We start from the raw sequence: 16,695 nt of genomic DNA on the forward strand, positions 1-16,695 counted from the left end.
ATGGAAAAAACGACTGTTGATAACGGTATGATGATTAACGAAAACGCCAATCAGGGAACGGTTAGCTGGGAAAAGGCCGGTAATACATTGTTTCTGCAAGGCACATTGGATCGCGATAGTTTGCTACCCCTTTGGCAACAAAAAGAGCAGGCCCTGGAGGGCATTGACAATATTGATGTCTCCCAGCTAAGCCGTGTGGATTCTACGGGGTTGGCTCTGTTTGTCCAATTAAAGGGAGAATGCCAAAAACGAGACAAGGTACTGACCTTTTCAGGTGTAGGGGAACAGCTGAGCACGTTGGTAACGTTGTATGGCCTGCAAGCTCTTCTTGATGGTAGTCAGCCCAAGGTGTAATTCTCTTTTTTGATCATCAGCGCCCTTGTAAGCCATCAACTTACAGGGGCGTTTTTCTTGGTTTAAGAGTTGCCTGTATTCCATTAGGATAGGCATCTACTATTATTTTCTAAAGACAAGTGTGAGCAGATCTATGGATACGAATGAAATTAAAAAAGTGCTGATGGAAAAATTGGCACTTGATGAAGTTATCGTCAGCGGTGATGGCAGCCACTTTCAGGTTATTGCTGTTGGCGCATTTTTTGATGGCCTGAGCCGAGTTAAACAACAGCAGGCTGTTTATGCTCCTTTGATGGAATATATCGCTGATAACCGCATTCACGCGTTGTCAATCAAAGCCTATACACCGGCACAGTGGCAGCGTGACCGTAAGCTTCAAGGACTTTAAGGCTGTTTGCCTCGCCGCGAACAGCGCACTTTGAATTAAATAAGAGAATCATGACAGATGGATAAATTTCGTGTGAAAGGGCCTACCTGCCTATCGGGAGAGGTGACCATTTCTGGGGCAAAAAATGCCGCCTTGCCAATTATGTTCGCAGCGTTACTGGCAGAAGAGCCGGTTGAGTTACAGAATGTTCCTGAATTGAGAGATATTGATACCACGATCAAGTTGCTTAATCGGTTGGGGACAAAAGTGGAACGTAATGGTTCTGTCTTTATTGATGCGAGTGGAGTCAATGAATATTGCGCCCCTTATGAACTGGTTAAAACCATGCGAGCGTCCATTTGGGCATTGGGGCCGTTGGTGGCGCGTTTCGGTCAGGGGCAAGTTTCTTTGCCAGGCGGCTGTGCCATTGGAGCGCGTCCTGTTGATCTTCATATTTCTGGCCTGGAGCAACTTGGTGCGAAAATCGTGCTGGATGAAGGGTATGTCAGAGCCACTGTGGATGGCCGTTTGAAAGGTGCCAGCATTGTGATGGATAAAGTCAGTGTTGGGGCAACGGTTACGATTATGACCGCGGCAACCTTGGCAGAAGGCACCACTGTCATTGAAAACGCTGCACGCGAACCTGAAATTGAAGATACGGCTAATTTTCTCAATATGCTGGGAGCAAAAATCAAAGGTGCAGGTACTGATCGCATTGTGATTGAAGGCGTTGAGCGCTTGGGTGGAGGTGTTCACCGTATATTGCCTGATCGTATCGAAACTGGCACCTTCCTGGTCGCTGCGGCGGTTTCACGTGGTAAGGTGGTTTGCCGTCATGCGAAACCTGATACCTTGGATGCTGTTTTAGCCAAACTGCGTGAAGCCGGGGCGGATATCAACATGGGAGAGGATTGGGTTAGCCTTGATATGCATGGCCAACGGCCGAAATCAGTGACATTCCGCACGGCACCGCATCCAGGTTTCCCAACTGATATGCAGGCGCAATTCAGCCTGTTGAATATGGTTGCGGATGGTGCAGGTATGATCACCGAAACCATTTTTGAAAATCGCTTCATGCATATTCCTGAACTGATTCGTATGGGTGCGCGGGCTGAAATTGAGAGCAATACCGTGCTGTGTCATGGTGTTGACAAATTATCTGGCGCTCAGGTAATGGCAACGGATTTACGTGCTTCTGCGAGTTTAGTATTAGCGGGTTGTATTGCCGAAGGCACGACCGTCGTGGATCGTATTTATCATATTGACCGCGGTTACGAACATATTGAAGATAAGCTGCGTGGTCTTGGGGCAAATATTGAACGCATTAAGACAACTGGCTAAACAGAATTAAATATTCTTTCTCGTCCACCACGTTGTAGATGAAAAAAGAGTGGGCGAGAAAGAAAAGATTAGTAGCCATTAAACTCATCAATTGTGACGTTAAGTGTGAGGGAAGTTCCGTCGCGTAGCACAGTGACAGGAACGACACTACCCGGACGAATTTCCGCGACTTGATCCATTGTTTCCACTGGTGAGATGGCTGGTTGGTGATTAACGCGGGTAATGATATCTCCCACTCTGATCCCCGCTTTTTCAGCAGGGCCGTTGGGAGCAATTTGGAAAACGCGTAACCCCTGAATTTGATTGATATGACTGCCTGATGAGCGAATATAGGGTAATTCTCTGGCGGTGATGCCTATATATCCCCTGATAACCCGGCCATCGCGGATCAATTTCTGCATAATGGTTGTAGCCAGTTTTGTTGGAATGGCAAATCCCAACCCTTCCGGTGTTGAACCAAACTCAGACTTATCGAATGTCAACGTATTGATACCCACTAATTCTCCCAGCGTATTGACCAAAGCACCACCGGAGTTGCCTTGGTTAATTGATGCATCTGTTTGCAGGAAATTCTGACGACGCGTTGGACTGAGACCGACACGTCCGGTTGCACTGACAATGCCTTGTGTAATGGTTTGTCCCAAATTGTACGGATTGCCGATAGCTAATACGATATCGCCTACGTGGGCCACACGTTTAGGATTAATTGGGATCACAGGCAGGTTTGTGGCGTTGATTTTTAAAACGGCCAGATCGGTTGGACCATCTGAGCCGACGAGCAGGGCTTCATAAAAGTGTCCATCTTGTAAAGCGACAATAATGGAAGCTGCCTTATTGATAACATGCCGATTTGTGAGAATGTAGCCCTGTTCACTCATAATCACGCCGGAACCCAAGGGAAGGAGCTCCCGACTTTCATGGGAAAAACTGCCCATGCTGCTGCTGTAAATATTGACTACCGCAGGCGCAGCCCGACGGACTGCTTTGCTGAAACTGGATATTGTATCGTTGCTGTTGTTATCGCTCAGGAAATTTTTTAAGCCACTGGGACGCAGGGACGGTATAGTGACCAGCAAAATAGCGGCAATCAATAAGCCTATGAGTATAGAACGCAATAACTTGATCAGCATGACATTATTCAGCGTAGTAATTGATTGAAAGAAGAATAGCATAGAAGTGGACAGACGCAGCAATCATACTGCGTCTGTGGTGGATATAGATTAATTACGCAGTAAGAGATAAACATTATCGTCACCACGTAAGACGTTCAATGCGATAATGGCTGGCTTCTCTTCAGTGATTTTACGTAATTCGCTGATATTTCGTACACGTACATTGTTGGCACCAACAATTAAGTCATCCTTCTGCAAGCCTGATATTGCAGCAGGTGAGTTCGGCGTAATCGAATCCACTTTGATGCCTTGGGTGTTTTTGATGGCGGCATTACTCAGGGTTGCGCCTTGCAGGGCAATACTCAAGTTTTCTGCTTTCGTTGGCTCTCCATCACTGTCATCCAGTGTAACGGTGACTTCAAGTGGCTTCCCTTTGCGTAGCAGACCAATTGTGATTTCTTTACCTGGAACTGTTGTACCAACCTTCGCGCGTAGCTCAGCAAAGCTATTAATTTTCTTGCCATCAAAGGAGATTAGGACATCCCCTGGTTTGATACCTGCTTTAGCCGCCGCCGATTTAGGCAGAACTTCGCTGACAAATGTCCCTTGCTGTGCTTCAACATTGAGTGCTTTGGCGATGTCTGCTGTCATCTCGGTTCCTTTTATACCGAGTATGCCGCGTTTGACTTCACCGTGGGAAATAAGCTGAGCGGAAAGGACCTTAGCCATATTACTTGGGATAGCAAAACCGATACCGACGTTACCCCCGCTTGGTGCGAGGATAGCAGTGTTAATACCGATCAGTTCCCCTTTCAGATTAATCAATGCACCACCAGAGTTACCACGGTTAATCGGGGCATCGGTTTGGATAAAGTTTTCCAAACCTTCCAGATTCAGGCCGCTACGGCCAAGAGCGGAAATGATCCCAGATGTGACGGTTTGCCCCAAGCCAAATGGGTTACCGATGGCAATGGCATAATCTCCGACACGCAGTTGGTCGGAGTCGGCGAACTTGATGGCAGTCAGATTTTTGGCATCTTTCAATTGTAAAAGAGCGATGTCGGTTTGTGGATCACGTCCAAGGAGTTTTGCTGAGTATTCACGGCCATCATTTAATTGAACGCGTATTTTATTTGCGTTATTAATGACATGGCTATTGGTCAATACATAACCTTTATTGGCATCAATAATTACCCCTGAACCTAACCCCGTGAATGGACGTTTTCTTGGTTCTTGCGGGGGAAATGCTGGCCCGAAGAAGAACTGGAAATCGTCAGGTAATTGGAGTTGTTGGCTTTGTACTTCTGTACCTGAAACATGAACAGTGACAACAGAAGGCAGCACTTTTTCCAGCATGGGAGCGAGACTGGGTAATTCTTGAGCGGATACAGCAGGTAGAGCTGCATTACTTACCATTGGAACTGAAGCTAAAGATAATCCGATACTAATAGCGAGTGCGCTGAGTAATGTATTTTTTCTTTTCATGAATACGTTCTCTTAATACCTAAGCTAGAAAAGGAAATTGTGCTTAAGAGACCTGTCCTGTCAAGGCGTTGATGCCTTAGAAATCACTTATTCCTGGGAGTTATATAGGCCTTAAGCATCATTGTTTCAATGCTGTTATGACTCTCAATTATTCAGCAAAGTTCACTAATAAAGTCGTTTCAATGCGTTTCTTTACAGGTATTTACGTGAATAAAAAATAAAAAACAAACATTTTTCCATTGAATGGCGGGGACGAAAGAGAGCCGTGGTAGCGATTATTACCACGGCAAAGTGCATTAATTACTTATCTTGAATTGGACGGAATAGGCCAGATGCACCCTCAGAATAATCCCGTGGTGGCGTGTCAGCAGTCACTTTGTTTTTCTCAGTTTCGGAGCCGCTTAGACGATAATTGAAAGGATTATCCTGCACAGGCATATTGGGCATCAGTTCATTGGAACTTTTCGCCATGTGTTGATACAACTGGCGGTAATCGTGTGCCATATTGTCAAGTAATTCAGCACTACGGGCGAAATGGCTGACCAGCTCTTTGCGGTACTCTTCCAATTCCGCCCGATTTTTCTCCAATTCAGCTTGTAGGGTATTTTGTTGGCGTAGCTTTGCGCTGCCAAAACGGACAGCCAGCGCGCCCCCGATAAAACCGATGATTAATCCGATCAGGGCATATTCCCAAGTCATGGCAACTCCTTTAGTAACATCGTTATTCCGCAAGATTGTTTCTGCAATGTTCTAGAGCTTTATCCCATTAGGCCGTTTTGTTTGCAAGGATATACAACTATTAGGATAGGCTCTTGGTTCATAATGACCACTATAACCGTTAATTTAGTCAGAGTGGAATATTGATTATTAATTAATTCACGTATCTGTAATCTAATAGATTAATTTTATACAGATTTCCCAAAGCAGGTAGGCAAAATCATATCCCTCAATTCACAGTAGTGGGCATTGGTATATACCAATCTCACTTCAAGATGAATGTAATTTCTCCCCACGAAGCGGGGAGAAATCAGGTTTCATATCGTGTTGTAAATTGCAGCTTGAAGTTTAATGCGTATAGTTCTTATTGGTAAATTATTATACCAATCTAACTTCAAGATGCGTGTGGTTTCTCCCCGCGATGCGGGGGAAATCAGGTTTCATATCATGTTGTAAATTGCAACTTGAGGTTTAATGCGTATATACGTATTGAGAATAAAAAACGTTAAGGATTGTTATTTTCATGTCACCGATTACACCTTCATCTCTCTATCAATCAGCCTTGTCTGAGGGGCAGTATCAACCTGACGAAGTACAGCGCAAGGCGGTTGAACGCCTTGATCTTATTCATCGCGACCTTATCAATGCTCAACTACGCCATAATCCAAAAGCAAGTGGACTGAAAGGTATATTGGGCAAGTTATTTGGTCGGCAAACGTCTGTGCTATTCCGTCCCGTTCAGGGGCTTTATATGTGGGGCGGGGTCGGGCGTGGCAAAACGTGGCTGATGGATATGTTTTACCAAAGTTTACCCACTGAGCGAAAACTGCGTCTCCATTTCCACCGTTTTATGTTACGGGTACATGAAGAGTTAACAACATTACAAGGCCATGAAGATCCTTTGGAGATAATTGCTGATGGTTTCAAGGCACAGACGGATATACTCTGTTTTGATGAATTTTTTGTATCCGATATTACGGATGCCATGCTCCTTGGCACCTTGCTGGAGGCTTTATTTGCCCGAGGAATTGCCTTGGTAGCGACATCCAATATCCCGCCTGATGAGTTATACCGAAATGGATTGCAGCGCGCACGATTTCTACCCGCCATTGAACTGATCAAAAAATATTGTGACGTGATGAATGTTGATGCCGGTATCGACTATCGCCTACGGACATTAACACAGGCTCATCTCTATCTGACGCCGTTGTCAGAAGAGAATCGACAGGAGATGCGTCATATGTTTCAGCGTTTGGCTGGACGAGAAGGAGAGCTGAATCCTATATTGGAGATCAATCATCGTAATATGCCTGCCATCGGTAGTGTTGATGGGGTATTGGCAATCCATTTCAAAACATTGTGTGAAGATCCGCGCAGTCAACTGGACTATATTGCTTTGTCAAAACTTTATCATTCGGTTTTGTTGCACGATATGCCGATCATGACGGCATTAAATGAAAATGCCGCCCGACGTTTCATTGCCTTGGTGGATGAATTCTATGAGCGCCAGGTAAAACTTATCATTAATGCCGACGCGCCAATGGAACAGATTTATCAGGGTGAGTTGTTGGCGTTTGAATATCAACGTTGCCTGTCTCGCTTGCAGGAAATGCAAAGTGAGGAATACCTAAAACTTCCACATTTACCCTGATTCTTTTATCCTTTGGGATAATTATTGAATTTGGGGTCGATTTTTTATGATGAGTTCTCTATAATCTTGCGACCCCACGTTACAGCAGGATTTTTTATTTCCCAAAAAACTTGCATTAGTGCCGGCATAGGCTATTCGAAGGGGTAGGTTTGCTGGACATGAGTCGTGTGAACCTCAAAAACAGTTTCTGAACATCGAGTGTTCACCAACGTGTAACTTATAATTGGGTAAGCTTTAATGAAAACTTTTACAGCTAAACCAGAAACCGTAAAACGCGACTGGTATGTTGTTGACGCAGATGGCAAAACTTTGGGCCGTCTTGCAACTGAAGTAGCTCGTCGCCTGCGCGGCAAGCACAAAGCGGAATACACTCCGCACGTTGATACTGGTGATTACATCATTATTGTTAACGCAGAAAAAGTTGCTGTAACCGGCAACAAACGTTCTGACAAAATTTATTATCACCACACTGGCCACATCGGTGGTATCAAGCAAGCGACCTTTGAAGAGATGATTGCCCGCCGTCCTGAGCGTGTCATTGAAATCGCGGTTAAAGGCATGCTGCCAAAAGGGCCACTGGGTCGTGCAATGTACCGTAAACTGAAAGTTTACGCGGGCAGCGAGCACAACCACGCGGCACAGCAACCACAAGTTCTGGACATTTAATCGGGATTATAGGCAATGGCTGAAAATCAATACTACGGCACTGGTCGCCGCAAAAGCTCTTCCGCTCGTGTCTTCATTAAGCCAGGTAGCGGTAACATCGTAATCAACCAACGCAGCCTCGAAGTTTACTTCGGTCGTGAAACTGCACGCATGGTTGTTCGTCAACCACTTGAGCTGGTTGATATGCTGAACAAACTGGATCTGTACATCACCGTTAAAGGTGGTGGTATTTCTGGTCAGGCAGGCGCAATCCGTCACGGTATCACCCGTGCACTGATGGCTTATGACGAGACTCTGCGTTCTGAACTTCGCAAAGCTGGCTTCGTGACTCGCGATGCTCGTGAAGTTGAACGTAAAAAAGTGGGTCTGCGCAAAGCACGTCGTCGTCCACAGTTCTCCAAACGTTAATTTATTGCCACAACTGTGGCAGTGGGTTAAAGTTAAAAACCCGCCATTTTTATGGCGGGTTTTTTATTCCTTCAGATTTTTCACTCTTCGATAATTCTCTATTTTTGGCAAAAAAATAGCATTTTTGGGAAATTAATTCCCAGACTCTAATATTTCATCATTAATTCTCAATGTACTTCCCCACAAAATGTGCAAAATCTGGTAGACTATTAACAATTTTTTGCCTTATCCATGAGTTTGCCCGATTTGGCAGAGGTAAAAATATCCCAAGATATTTTCTTGTTACAGCCAATAAAGCAGTTGCCAGAAGATAAAGAGGGATAACCTCGGATAATAAGTGCGAAACAGGATGAGAATATGAGCGAGAATAGCCGCTGTTCATTGAAGGGCTGTTCGTTCCTTTTTTTAGATAAACTTGGAGGTTTTCATGGCTGTCGCTGCCAACAAACGTTCGGTAATGACTCTGTTTTCCGGCCCGACCGACATTTTTAGCCATCAAGTGAGAATTGTATTGGCGGAAAAAGGGGTCAGCGTAGAGATTGAACACGTTGAATCGGGTAATTTGCCACAGGATTTGATTGATTTAAATCCTTACCAATCCGTTCCTACTCTCGTTGATCGTGAGCTGACCCTGTATGATTCTCGCATCATTATGGAATATCTGGATGAGCGTTTCCCGCATCCACCACTCATGCCTGTGTATCCTGTCGCACGAGGCTCTAGCCGTCTGATGATGCATAGAATTGAAAAAGATTGGTATTCCCTGATGTACAAAATTCAGGAAGGAAGTGTGCAGGAAGCGAATGCTGCACGTAAGCAACTTGCTGAAGAATTGCTGGCAATTGGGCCAATTTTCAGAGAAATGCCTTTCTTTATGAGTGAAGAGTTCAGCTTGGTGGATTGTTATTTATCTCCGCTGTTGTGGCGCTTGCCTGTCTTGGGGGTTGAGCTGTCAGGACCAGGTGCCAAAGATCTTCAAATCTATATGCAACGTGTGTTTGAACGTGACGCATTCTTGGCTTCATTGACGGAAGCAGAACGTGAAATGCGCTTACAAACACGGAGTTAATGTATGGAGATGACTCAAATGTCTCCACGCCGCCCTTATTTATTGCGGGCACATTATGAATGGCTGTTGGATAATGACATGACCCCGCATATTGTTGTAGATGTTAACTTTTATGGTGTTAACGTCCCGATGGAATATGCACAAAATGGGCAAATTATCTTGAATATCTCACCGAGAGCGGTTGGCAATCTGCAATTGACGAATGATGAAGTTAGATTTAATGCACGATTTGGTGGTGCTGCTCGTCAAGTGACTGTTCCAATGGAGGCTGTGATTGCGGTTTATGCCCGTGAAAATGGTGCGGGAATGATGTTTGAGCCAGAATTCGCCTATAATGCGGATAATACTGAATCAGAAGAAACGGATATGCCAGTAGCGGATAATCTGGTGCATATCCATAATAGTAAGCATGATAGAAAAGCTTCTCATGATGATGATTCGCCAGATGATGAACCTCCTCAACCGCCAAAAGGCCGTCCAACTTTGCGCGTCGTAAAATAATTATCCAATGCTCATCCCTGATAGATTTCAAGTTGCAATCAGCAAAGCCGCGACTTGGAAAGTGAAGGAGATCATGAGAGATGGAAATAAAGGAGACATTGTTCTCCTTTATTATTTTTAGAATGTTAGTGCTACATGTAATTGAGCGATTTCTCAAATTGCCATATACAATTTTCGATATTGTATTGGTTTTCTCCCCTACTAGATTTCTCCGCAGCTCTTAGGCTATCTATCATTTTCTTGACGAATGATCTCTGTTGGCTGCTTCCTCTGATCGTTGGAGGCATGTTGCAGATATTAGTGAATGAGAGGATACGATGTGCGTTTGTCAGTGATAATACTTCCACAGGATTTTCAATTAAAGCAACTGATAAGGCATTAATGATTTGCCGGGAAAATTCTGGATGGATATTAGGTGATAGTTTAAAAGCAACTTGCAACCATTGTTTATCACCAGTCGTAATATTTTGGATAATTTTGTCCTGTTTATTTTCTGCGTTTATCTCTGCTACAACAGAATTTATCCCCCTTTCTTGCACTTGCTGCATAATTCCGGCAGGTGTAGAAAACCTGGCAAGAGAGGGTGAACTTGCTAAGGATATAAAAGAGAAGCAGAGTATCTGGGTGAGTAAGCGCATACATTTCTACCTGTTATTATCACTTTAATGATTTTTTATTTCATTTCCATTTAATTAATGACTCTAATGAATTTTTTTTGGTAAAAAGCCAACCTCATTGCCGTATTAAGGTATTGCATGATTGTTGCATTGCTATAACGAGCAGGGGATTAAATCGATATATTTGACTTTAGAATATAAGAATAGTCGCATAAATCCCAAAATTACAAGTAATCTGGTAGTAAAAGAAAATAAAAAAATGAGGGCATTTTTATTGTGAGGGAATTTCTCCGATTAAAAAATCGGAGAAATTATTAGAAAAAAGAATGGAATATTAGACTTTAAGATAGTCGAGGATACCGAAAGCGGCTTTTCGGCCTTCATCAATAGCGGTCACTACCAGGTCAGAACCTCGTACAGCGTCCCCGCCTGCAAATATTTTAGGATGACTGGTTTGGAAAGGTAGGTCACTGGATGCAGGCGCGATAATGCGGCCTTTTTGATCGAGTTTGACTTGATGTTCATCCAGCCAGTTCATAGCATGAGGCTTGAAACCAAATGCCATGATCACTGCATCGGCTTCTATCAAAAACTCAGAGCCTTGAATAATCTCAGCCTGACGACGGCCTTTTTCATCCTGGGCACTCAGTTGTGTTTTCACCACCTTGACACCACAAATCCGTCCTGCACCATTCACCTCAATGCCAATGGGTTGCAGGTTAAAACGAAATTCTGCACCTTCTTCTTTCGCATTTTTTACTTCACGACGGGAGCCAGGCATATTTTCCTCATCTCGCCGATAGGCGCAGATAACATGGGTCGCACCCTGGCGAATCGAAGTACGGACGCAGTCCATTGCTGTATCACCGCCGCCCAGCACCAGAACACGTTTACCCTTCATATCAACATAAGGCTGCTCAGGCAGAGATGGGTAACCCATCAAATGACGGGTATTAGCAATTAAAAAGGGTAAGGCGTCATAGACCCCGTCAGCATTTTCGTTCTCCAGTCCACCTCGGATGGATTGATAGGTACCCACCCCAAGAAATACGGCATCAAATTCTTTGGTGAGTTCAGACAGAGTGATATCTTGGCCTATTTCTGTGTTGAGACGGAATTCAATCCCCATCTCGGAAAATATTTTACGGCGGCGAATAATTACCTCTTTTTCCAGTTTAAAGGCGGGAATGCCAAATGTGAGCAAACCACCAATTTCAGGATGGCGATCATAAACCACCACTTGTACGCCATTACGTGTCAGGACATCTGCACAAGCTAATCCTGCTGGCCCCGCCCCAACCACGGCAACACGTTTACCTGTTGGGATGACATGCGACATATCCGGTTTCCAACCCATCGCGATAGCTGTGTCATTGATATAGCGTTCAATGTTGCCGATAGTGACAGCACCGAAGTCATCATTCAGGGTACAAGCGCCTTCACACAGGCGATCTTGCGGACAGACCCGACCACAGACTTCTGGCAAGCTGTTGGTCTGGTGTGATAATTCCGCTGCTTCGATGATGCGTCCTTCATTGGCAAGCTTCAGCCAATTTGGAATGTAGTTATGTACGGGACATTTCCATTCACAATATGGATTACCACAAGAGAGGCAACGATCTGCTTGTGCCTGTGCCTGAATTTCAGAAAAGGGTTCATAAATCTCAACAAATTCTATTTTTCTGATTTTCAATAATTTCTTAGGTGGATCGACACGTTGTAAGTCGATAAATTGATAAACATTCTGACTCATTCTTAACTCCTTACTGTGCCTGAACTCGCAATTCGGCAGAAGAACGGCTACGGTGTCCCAACAACGCACTGACATCACTGGATTTAGGTTTAACCAAAGCAAACTTATTGACCCATTGAGACCAATTTTCCAATAGGCTTTCACCGTGTTGAGAGTTTGTCAGACGGACATGTTCGGTGATTAATCCCCGCAGATGTTCTTTATGAATGGCAAGCGTATCCATTGAGAGAACTTCTACCAGTTCTGGATTGACGCGTTTGCGGAAGTCATCAAATTCATCAAGGACGTAAGCAAATCCACCCGTCATACCTGCACCAAAATTTACGCCCGTGCTGCCCAAGACACAGACGATCCCGCCAGTCATATATTCACAGCCATTGTCGCCGATCCCCTCAATAACGGTGATGGCACCTGAATTACGTACTGCGAAGCGTTCACCGGCGCGTCCGGCAGCAAAAAGTTTCCCACCTGTTGCCCCATAAAGGCAGGTATTGCCGATAATAGTGGCTTCGTGACTTTTAAATGCGGAGCCGGCAGGAGGAAGGATGGTAATACAGCCGCCAGCCATACCCTTGCCAACATAATCATTGGCATCACCGATTAACGTCAGCTCGACACCGGCAGCATTCCAGACGCCAAAACTTTGCCCGGCTGTTCCATTGAAATGTAGTTTGATCGGATCGGCAGCGCGCCCTTGATCGCCATACCGAGCGGCAATCTCACCGGAGAGAGCGGCACCAACAGAGCGGTCGGTATTTTGGATATCAAAATAGAACGTCTTGCTTTGTGCGTTTTCTACATAAGGCATAGCCTGGGCGACGATCAATTTATTCAGCGTACCTTGGTCAAAAGGTGGATTCCCTTCTGTGCAATGCTGCGCTTTGCCGGTATGAGGTTCCACCGTTTCCAGCAATGGTTCGAGATTGAGCTTGCTTTGCTTGGCAGAAATTCCCTCAAGTATTTCCAGTAAATCTGTGCGTCCAATCAAATCGGTCAGTCTTTTCACCCCTAATTGCGCCATCAATTCACGCGTTTCTTGCGCAATAAAATGGAAATAGTGAATGACTCTTTCTGGCAAGCCGTGATAATGCGATTGGCGTAATTTTTCATCTTGTGTAGCGACACCCGTCGCACAGTTATTTAAGTGACAGATGCGCAAATACTTACAGCCAAGAGCAACCATTGGGCCAGTGCCGAAACCGAAACTTTCTGCGCCTAAAATCGCCGCTTTGATGATATCCATTCCTGTTTTTAACCCCCCATCAACTTGAAGGCGGATTTTATGGCGTAATCCATTGGCGACCAGCGCTTGTTGGGTTTCCACCAGCCCCAATTCCCACGGGCAACCCGCGTATTTGACCGAAGAGAGTGGGCTGGCACCTGTTCCGCCGTCATAACCGGCGATGGTGATCAGGTCGGCATAGGCCTTGGCGACACCGGTGGCAATGGTTCCTACACCAGGCTCTGAAACCAGTTTGACGGAGATCAGCGCTTGAGGATTCACCTGCTTAAGATCGAAAATCAATTGAGCCAGATCTTCGATTGAATAAATGTCGTGATGTGGAGGCGGAGAAATCAGGGTAACGCCGGGAACGGAGTAGCGCAATTTGGCAATATAAGGCGTGACCTTATCTCCCGGCAGTTGACCTCCTTCCCCGGGTTTTGCCCCTTGGGCGACTTTTATCTGGATCACATCGGCACTGGCTAAGTACGCGGGTGTAACGCCAAATCGGCCGGAAGCAACTTGCTTGATGCGAGAAACTTTCTTGGTACGATAACGGGCGGGATCTTCGCCACCTTCGCCAGAGTTGGAAAAGCCGCCTAACGTATTCATTGCTTCTGCCAGCGCTTCATGGGCCTCTGGGCTGAGTGCACCAATTGACATGGCTGCGGTATCAAAACGTTTGAACAGTGCTTCTGCGGGTTCAACCTCTTCAATGCTGATAGGTTCATCTTTAGGCGCAAGGGCGAGCAGATCCCGCAAAGTGGTGATGGGGCGCCTATTGACCAGTTCGGAATATTTCAGGTAATCACTGTAATTGCCACTGTGAACAGCGGCTTGCAATGTTTTGACAACATCGGGGTTATAAGCGTGATACTCCCCATTATGGACATATTTCAGTAGCCCCCCTTGATCGATGGGGTGGCGATGCAACCATGCCCGTTTGGCAAGATTACGCAGATCTTGTTCAAAATCGCTGAAATCCGCTCCCCCAATCCGGCTGACAACACCATTGAAGCAGATCGCTGTTACATCCTGGTGCAAACCAACGGCTTCGAACAACTTAGAGCAGCGATAAGAGGAAATGGTGGAGATGCCCATTTTGGACATAATCTTATACAGCCCTTTATTGATGCCATTGCGATAATTAAGCATCACGCGGGCATATGGCGCATTGATTGTGCCATCATCCACCATTTTGCCCAGTGATTCATAGGCCAGATAAGGGTAAACAGCGGTAGCGCCAAACCCCATCAATACCGCAAAATGATGCGGATCACGCGCACTGGCGGTTTCTACAATCAAGTTGGTATCACAGCGCAGGTTTTTCTCAACCAGGCAGTGTTGGATAGCACCGACAGCCATTGGTGCGGGGATGGGAATTCTTTCTGGTGCAATATTGCGATCGGATAGCACCAATAATACAGCACCATTGCGGGCGAGTTCCTCGGCTCTTTTACATAAAGTTAAGACCGCTTGTTTTAGGGAGATTTCCTGTGGATTGAAGGTCAAATCCAATGTATCAGCGCGATAATAGGGTTCCTGCCGTGTTGTTAGTTGTACGAAATCAGAATAGAGCAGGACGGGCGATTGAAAGCACAACCGATGAGCCTGCCCTTCCGCTTCACAAAAGACATTCATTTCTCGCCCGATGCGGGTAGCCAGAGACATCACATGGGCTTCACGTAATGGATCGATGGGAGGATTGGTCACCTGGGCAAATTGCTGGCGAAAATAGTCATAGATAATGCGCGGGCGGCTGGAAAGCACGGCAAACGGTGTATCATCGCCCATTGAACCCGTTGCTTCTTGGGCATTTTCACCGAGGGTACGGATAACTTGATCCAACTCCTCATTACTGTAGGCAAACTGCTTGTGATAAGTTGCCAACAGGCGGTCATCTAACCCGCGCTGCCCGACTTGTGTTTCTGGCAGCTCTTCAAACGGAATCAAAGGCTTGACGTTCTTTTCTAGCCATTCTTTATAAGGGTGGCGGCTTTTTAGATCATTGTCAGTTTCCGCTGAGTGAAGAATACGCCCTTCATAGGTATCGATAACCATTAGCTCGCCTGGCCCGACACGGCCTTTCTCGACGACTTCATCGGGTTGGTAATCCCAAATACCCACTTCAGAAGCGCAGGTAATCAGCTTATCTTTGGTAATCACATAACGGGCAGGGCGTAAGCCATTGCGATCCAAATTACAGGCGGCATAACGTCCATCGGAAATCACAATGCCGGCTGGTCCATCCCAAGGTTCCATGTGCATGGAGTTAAAATCGAAGAATGCACGCAGATCATCATCCATATCAGGGTTATTCTGCCATGCCGGTGGAACGAGCAACCGCATTGCGCGGATTAAATCCATACCGCCATTGAGAAACAGTTCCAGCATGTTGTCCAGTGAACTGGAATCGGAGCCGGTTTCATTAACAAAAGGAGCTGCAGTATGTAAATCTGGGATCAGAGGCGTGCGGAATTTATAGGCCCTGGCTTTAGCCCATTCACGGTTTCCCGTAATGGTATTGATTTCCCCATTATGAGCCAGATAGCGAAAGGGTTGTGCCAACGGCCAACGGGGAATGGTATTGGTTGAAAAGCGCTGATGGAATAAACAGATGGCAGACTCCATGCGCAGGTCAGCTAAATCAGGGTAGAAACGTGGTAAATCCGCAGCCATGCACAATCCTTTATAAATCGTGACCAAATTGGACAGGCTGCAAATATAAAAGTCATTATCGGTGATACGTTTTTCTATGCGGCGCCGGGAAACGAACAGGCGGCGTTCCAGATCTTGCGCTCGCCATCCGGCGGGTGCGTTGATAAAAACTTGCTCAATACGAGGAAGGCTTGATAAGGCAATATCACCTAAGATATCGCGATTGATAGGAACTTCCCGCCAACCCACAATGGATAGGGTTTCGTGTTGTAATTCCTGTTCGATAATATCACGACATAATTGGGCGATTTTGGCATCCTGGCTTAGAAACAACATGCCGACTGCATAATTTTTAGCGAGCCGCCATGATTGTTCACTGGCGATCATTTGAAAGAAACGGTCAGGTTTTTGCATTAACAAACCACAGCCATCACCCGTTTTTCCATCTGCCAGAATTGCACCCCTGTGTTGCATCCGAGCCAGTGCGTGTATGGCCGTGCGCACCACTTTGTGGCTTGGTTCTCCTTCAATATGTGCGATTAATCCAAAGCCACAGTTATCTTTTTCCTGCAATTTGTCATACAACATTGTAAAGCTCCCCAAGTTCTGTCCGGCTCTCACATTACTCGCGAGAGGGTGTCGATATATATTTTTCTACAGACGTCTAATTTGCGCCCTCGGTAAAACGCCACTTGTTTTATTGGAATTAACAAGCGGTGAATCAAAATGTTGTTCTGTTATCTATCACTGCATAAATATGAGCCAGAGGAGCCT

Annotated in this window: 14 protein-coding genes; 8 read left to right on the forward strand and 6 right to left on the reverse strand. The window is 45.6% G+C overall.

The annotated features are described in order from the left end of the window. The 3 genes from mlaB to murA all read left to right on the forward strand — a co-directional run bounded on the left by mlaB (position 1) and on the right by murA (position 2,062). Entirely contained in the window at positions 1–354 is a 354-nt protein-coding gene (mlaB, locus tag AAC853_RS06740; RefSeq protein ID WP_340614033.1) for a lipid asymmetry maintenance protein MlaB, read from the forward strand. Positions 355–487: 133 nt separating this feature from the next. Continuing rightward, the gene (gene ibaG, locus AAC853_RS06745; RefSeq protein WP_074020576.1) at positions 488–742 is read left to right on the forward strand and encodes a BolA family iron metabolism protein IbaG; all 255 of its coding nucleotides are present in this window, start codon (positions 488–490) and stop codon (positions 740–742) included. A 57-nt stretch (positions 743–799) separates the two neighbouring features. Next, entirely contained in the window at positions 800–2,062 is a 1,263-nt protein-coding gene (gene murA, locus AAC853_RS06750) for a UDP-N-acetylglucosamine 1-carboxyvinyltransferase (RefSeq protein ID WP_338884242.1), read from the forward strand. 68 nt (positions 2,063–2,130) lie between these two features. On the opposite strand, the gene degS is transcribed toward murA, so the two are convergent. The 3 genes from degS to zapG all read right to left on the reverse strand — a co-directional run bounded on the left by degS (position 2,131) and on the right by zapG (position 5,358). After that, positions 2,131–3,192 carry an outer membrane-stress sensor serine endopeptidase DegS gene (gene degS / locus AAC853_RS06755; RefSeq protein ID WP_340614034.1) on the reverse strand — a complete coding sequence of 354 codons (1,062 nt, stop codon included), beginning with the start codon at positions 3,190–3,192 and terminating at the stop codon, positions 2,131–2,133. 90 nt (positions 3,193–3,282) lie between these two features. After that, complete coding sequence (locus tag AAC853_RS06760) at positions 3,283–4,659, reverse strand: Do family serine endopeptidase (RefSeq protein WP_340614035.1); 1,377 nt, start codon at positions 4,657–4,659, stop codon at positions 3,283–3,285. A 300-nt stretch (positions 4,660–4,959) separates the two neighbouring features. Beyond that, entirely contained in the window at positions 4,960–5,358 is a 399-nt protein-coding gene (gene zapG, locus AAC853_RS06765) for a Z-ring associated protein ZapG (protein WP_338884245.1), read from the reverse strand. A gap of 541 nt (positions 5,359–5,899) precedes the next feature. Here zapG and zapE point away from each other — a divergent pair. The 5 genes from zapE (at position 5,900) to sspB (ending at position 9,671) form a co-directional block, all read left to right on the forward strand. Further along, entirely contained in the window at positions 5,900–7,027 is a 1,128-nt protein-coding gene (gene zapE, locus AAC853_RS06770; protein ID WP_338884246.1) for a cell division protein ZapE, read from the forward strand. Positions 7,028–7,264: 237 nt separating this feature from the next. Further along, positions 7,265–7,693 (forward strand): 50S ribosomal protein L13, encoded by a 429-nt coding sequence (gene rplM, locus AAC853_RS06775; protein WP_011148147.1) that lies wholly within the window; start codon positions 7,265–7,267, stop codon positions 7,691–7,693. Positions 7,694–7,708: 15 nt separating this feature from the next. Then, positions 7,709–8,101 carry a 30S ribosomal protein S9 gene (gene rpsI, locus AAC853_RS06780; RefSeq protein ID WP_045959780.1) on the forward strand — a complete coding sequence of 131 codons (393 nt, stop codon included), beginning with the start codon at positions 7,709–7,711 and terminating at the stop codon, positions 8,099–8,101. Positions 8,102–8,528: 427 nt separating this feature from the next. After that, entirely contained in the window at positions 8,529–9,170 is a 642-nt protein-coding gene (sspA, locus tag AAC853_RS06785) for a stringent starvation protein SspA (protein ID WP_340614036.1), read from the forward strand. A gap of 3 nt (positions 9,171–9,173) precedes the next feature. After that, positions 9,174–9,671, forward strand: a complete 498-nt coding sequence (gene sspB, locus AAC853_RS06790; RefSeq protein ID WP_338884248.1) for a ClpXP protease specificity-enhancing factor — start codon at positions 9,174–9,176, stop codon at positions 9,669–9,671. A 131-nt stretch (positions 9,672–9,802) separates the two neighbouring features. Here sspB and AAC853_RS06795 read toward each other — a convergent pair whose 3' ends face one another. The 3 genes from AAC853_RS06795 to gltB form a co-directional block, all read right to left on the reverse strand. Next, a complete protein-coding gene (locus tag AAC853_RS06795; RefSeq protein WP_340614037.1) occupies positions 9,803–10,309 on the reverse strand; it encodes a hypothetical protein in 507 nt (168 codons plus the stop codon). 313 nt (positions 10,310–10,622) lie between these two features. After that, positions 10,623–12,041 (reverse strand): glutamate synthase small subunit, encoded by a 1,419-nt coding sequence (locus AAC853_RS06800; RefSeq protein WP_340614038.1) that lies wholly within the window; start codon positions 12,039–12,041, stop codon positions 10,623–10,625. 10 nt (positions 12,042–12,051) lie between these two features. Continuing rightward, entirely contained in the window at positions 12,052–16,509 is a 4,458-nt protein-coding gene (gltB, locus tag AAC853_RS06805) for a glutamate synthase large subunit (protein WP_340614039.1), read from the reverse strand. Positions 16,510–16,695: the final 186 nt, after the last annotated feature.

The organism is Xenorhabdus thailandensis (assembly GCF_037996785.1).
Lineage (GTDB): Bacteria > Pseudomonadota > Gammaproteobacteria > Enterobacterales > Enterobacteriaceae > Xenorhabdus > Xenorhabdus griffiniae.

Coding starts and splice junctions, on each gene's coding strand:
- mlaB (WP_340614033.1), top strand. CDS start 1: ATGGAAAAAACGACTGTTGATAACGGTATGATGATTAACGAAAACGCC.
- ibaG (WP_074020576.1), top strand. CDS start 488: ATGGATACGAATGAAATTAAAAAAGTGCTGATGGAAAAATTGGCACTT.
- murA (WP_338884242.1), top strand. CDS start 800: ATGGATAAATTTCGTGTGAAAGGGCCTACCTGCCTATCGGGAGAGGTG.
- degS (WP_340614034.1), bottom strand. CDS start 3,192: ATGCTGATCAAGTTATTGCGTTCTATACTCATAGGCTTATTGATTGCC.
- AAC853_RS06760 (WP_340614035.1), bottom strand. CDS start 4,659: ATGAAAAGAAAAAATACATTACTCAGCGCACTCGCTATTAGTATCGGA.
- zapG (WP_338884245.1), bottom strand. CDS start 5,358: ATGACTTGGGAATATGCCCTGATCGGATTAATCATCGGTTTTATCGGG.
- zapE (WP_338884246.1), top strand. CDS start 5,900: ATGTCACCGATTACACCTTCATCTCTCTATCAATCAGCCTTGTCTGAG.
- rplM (WP_011148147.1), top strand. CDS start 7,265: ATGAAAACTTTTACAGCTAAACCAGAAACCGTAAAACGCGACTGGTAT.
- rpsI (WP_045959780.1), top strand. CDS start 7,709: ATGGCTGAAAATCAATACTACGGCACTGGTCGCCGCAAAAGCTCTTCC.
- sspA (WP_340614036.1), top strand. CDS start 8,529: ATGGCTGTCGCTGCCAACAAACGTTCGGTAATGACTCTGTTTTCCGGC.
- sspB (WP_338884248.1), top strand. CDS start 9,174: ATGGAGATGACTCAAATGTCTCCACGCCGCCCTTATTTATTGCGGGCA.
- AAC853_RS06795 (WP_340614037.1), bottom strand. CDS start 10,309: ATGCGCTTACTCACCCAGATACTCTGCTTCTCTTTTATATCCTTAGCA.
- AAC853_RS06800 (WP_340614038.1), bottom strand. CDS start 12,041: ATGAGTCAGAATGTTTATCAATTTATCGACTTACAACGTGTCGATCCA.
- gltB (WP_340614039.1), bottom strand. CDS start 16,509: ATGTTGTATGACAAATTGCAGGAAAAAGATAACTGTGGCTTTGGATTA.